Annotated in this window: 3 protein-coding genes and 1 tRNA gene; 3 read left to right on the plus strand and 1 reads right to left on the minus strand. The window is 78.9% G+C overall.

Annotated elements, in window-relative coordinates; genetic code table 11:
* From HLB09_RS15370 to HLB09_RS15380, 3 genes are all read left to right on the plus strand, one after another.
* On the plus strand, positions 1 to 1,008 hold a 1,008-nt coding region (locus HLB09_RS15370; RefSeq protein WP_212771191.1), incomplete at its 5' end, for a sensor histidine kinase.
* Positions 996 to 1,745 (plus strand): response regulator, encoded by a 750-nt coding sequence (locus HLB09_RS15375; RefSeq protein ID WP_171204200.1) that lies wholly within the window; start codon positions 996 to 998, stop codon positions 1,743 to 1,745. The genes HLB09_RS15370 and HLB09_RS15375, both read left to right, overlap by 13 nt.
* Positions 1,742 to 2,626, plus strand: coding sequence for a hypothetical protein (locus HLB09_RS15380; RefSeq protein WP_171204201.1), 885 nt, complete (start codon positions 1,742 to 1,744; stop codon positions 2,624 to 2,626). Before HLB09_RS15375 ends, HLB09_RS15380 begins: the two co-directional genes overlap by 4 nt.
* Before the next feature lie 88 nt (positions 2,627 to 2,714).
* On the opposite strand, the gene HLB09_RS15385 is transcribed toward HLB09_RS15380, so the two are convergent.
* Positions 2,715 to 2,787, minus strand: a tRNA-Val gene (locus HLB09_RS15385).
* Positions 2,788 to 2,802 lie beyond the last annotated feature (15 nt).

Below are 2,802 nucleotides of genomic sequence, written 5' to 3' on the forward strand. Positions count from 1 at the left end.
ACCGTCCTGGCCGCCGGAGCCGACCCCGCCGCCGTCGCCACCCTCACCGCCCGCGTCGAGGAGCACCTGCACGCCGCGGGGATCCCCGCCTCCGTCGCCAGCGCCGCCCTCGCCAGCGTCCTCGGCCTGGTGCTGGTGCCCGTCGTCAGCGCCGCCGCGAGCGCCGCCGCCCTCGCACTCGCCCCCCTCTACGCGCAGGACGACGTCGTCGGGCTCCCGGGCGTCGACGTGCCGGTGGCCTGGGCCCCGCTCGTCGGCGCGGGCGGGCTCCTGCTGGCGCTCGCGGGCGCCGTCGGCCTGGCGCTCCTGCACGGCGTCGTCACCCGCGCGCTCCTGCGCTCCTCCCGCGAGGCGCAGCTCGTCGAGCAGGCCCGCGCGTCGGACACCCGCCGTGCCGGCGCCGTCCGCGCCGCGGAGGTCGAGCGGACCCGCATCGAGCGCGACCTCCACGACGGGGTGCAGCCGCGCCTCGTCTCCGTCGGGATGACGCTCGGCCTCGCCGAGCAGAAGCTCGCCGGGCCGGAGCCCGACGCCGACGCCGCCCGCACCCTCGTGGCGGAGGCGCGGACGAGCACCAAGGCCGCCATCACCGAGCTGCGCCAGCTCGCCCGCGGCGTGCACGCCTCCGTGCTCGACGACCGGGGCCTGGACGCCGCCCTGTCCGCCGTCGTCGCGCGGTCCGTCGTGCCGGTCGACCTCGACGTGCGGGTGGACGGCCGCTGCGGGCGCACGGCGGAGGCCGCCGTCTACTTCGCCGTCAGCGAGGCCCTCACCAACGCCGCCAAGCACGCGCGCGCCTCCCGGTGCCGGGTCGTCGTCCGCCACCGCGACGGCGGTCTCCTGTGGGCCCGCGTGGAGGACGACGGCGTCGGCGGCGCCGCCGTGCTGCCCGGCGGCGGGCTGGACGGCGTGGGGCACCGCGTCGCGGCCGCGGGCGGCACCTGCCGCCTCGACAGCCCCCGCGGCGGCCCGACCGCGCTGGAGGTGTCGGTGCCGTGCGCGTCCTGATCTGCGAGGACTCCGTCCTCCTGCGCGAGGGCCTCGTCCGCCTCCTCGAGGACGCCGGGCACGAGGTCGTCGCGGCCCTGGCCGACGCCGAGGGCCTCGGGGCGGCGGTCGACGCGAGCGCGCCCGAGCTGTGCGTCCTCGACGTCCGGCTGCCCCCGACGTGGACCGACGAGGGCGTGCGCGCCGCCGTCGCGCTGCGGGCCGAGCGGCCCGGGCTGCCGGTGCTCGTCCTGTCCCAGTACGTCGAGGAGCGCTACGCCGGCGAGCTCTTCGGCGGCCAGGGCGGTGCGCTGGGCTACCTGCTCAAGGACCGCGTCGTCGACGTCGCCGACTTCCTCGACGCCCTCGACCGCATCCGCGGCGGCGCCACCGTGCTCGACCCCGAGGTGGTGGCCCAGCTGCTCGCGCGGCGGGCCCGCGACGAGCGGCTCGCCGCGCTCACCGACCGCGAGCGCACCGTGCTCGCGCTCATCGCCGAGGGCCGCTCGAACCAGGCCATCGCCGCCCTGCTCGTCCTCTCCGAGGCCAGCGTGGAGAAGAACATCACCGCGATCTTCACCAAGCTCGGCCTCGAGCGCGACGAGCACGGCAACCGGCGGGTGCTCGCGGCGCTCGTCCACCTCTCCCACCACGCCCTCCCCGACCCCGCCTTCCCCGACCCCACCTTCCCCGACAGAGCCTTCCCCCCTCACGCCGGGCCGCGCCCGGCTCCCCCGCAGGCAGGAGCCCCGCGATGAGCACGCCCACCACCCCGCTCCCCGTCGGACGCGACGACCGGCGGACCTCCGCGGGAGCCCCGCCCCCGGGACCGGGCGGCGCCCGCCCCGGCGCGCGCGCCGTCTCGACCGTCGCCGTCGTCCTCGGCGGGCTCCTCCTCGCCGGCACGGCCGTCGACGGGGCGGGCTCGGTCGTCTCCAGCGCCCTGCGCGGGGACGACGTCCTCACCGCGACCTCCGACGGCGTGACCTCCCTCGAGGCCGACGTCGTGGGCGCCCGCCTGGAGGTCGTCACGGGTGAGGTCGACCAGGCTCGCCTCGACGTGCGCGACAGCCGGGGCCGGTGGCGCCTCGAGCGCGACGGGGACGTCCTGCGCGTCGCGTCGCCGGGCGCCGCGGGCTGGCCAGGAGGATGGGCCGCGGGCTGGTCGCGCGACGACGGCGGCCGCGCGGTGCTCGTGCTCCCCGAGGACGTCGCCGAGGGCGCCCTGGACGCCGACCTCGAGCTCTCGGGCGGGGAGCTGCGCGCCTCCGGCGCCTTCGGCGACGTCGACGTCGAGCTGACCGGCGGGGCGCTGGACCTCGCGGGCTCCGCCACCGCCCTCACGCTGGACGTGACGGGCGGGACCGCGGACCTGGAGGTCGACGGGGCGGGCACGGCGGTGCTCTCCCTGACGGCCGGCCAGGTCACCGCGGCGCTCACCGGGGACGCCGCGGACGCCGTGGACGTCGACGTCAGCGCGGGCACCCTCGACCTGGCGCTGCCGCCCGAGGAGTACGACGTGCGCTCGACGGTCACCGGCGGCGGCCTGGACAGCCTGCTGCGGGACTCGCCCACGGCGCCGCGCCGGGTCGACGTCACGGTCACCGCCGGCGGCGTCGTGCTGCGCGAGGCCGGCTGACGCCGGGCCTGCGCACGGAGGCGCCCCCGGGCGGGCGGCGGGCGTGGGCGTGGGCGGCAGGGTCGGGCGGCAGAGGAGGACGCACGGGTGGGCCCGGCCGGGGTCGAACCGACGACGTCCGCGGTGTAAGCGCGGCGCTCTACCAGCTGAGCTACGGGCCCGGGGCCGGCGTCCCC

The organism is Pseudokineococcus marinus (genome assembly GCF_013004605.1).
Taxonomy (GTDB): domain Bacteria; phylum Actinomycetota; class Actinomycetes; order Actinomycetales; family Quadrisphaeraceae; genus Pseudokineococcus; species Pseudokineococcus marinus.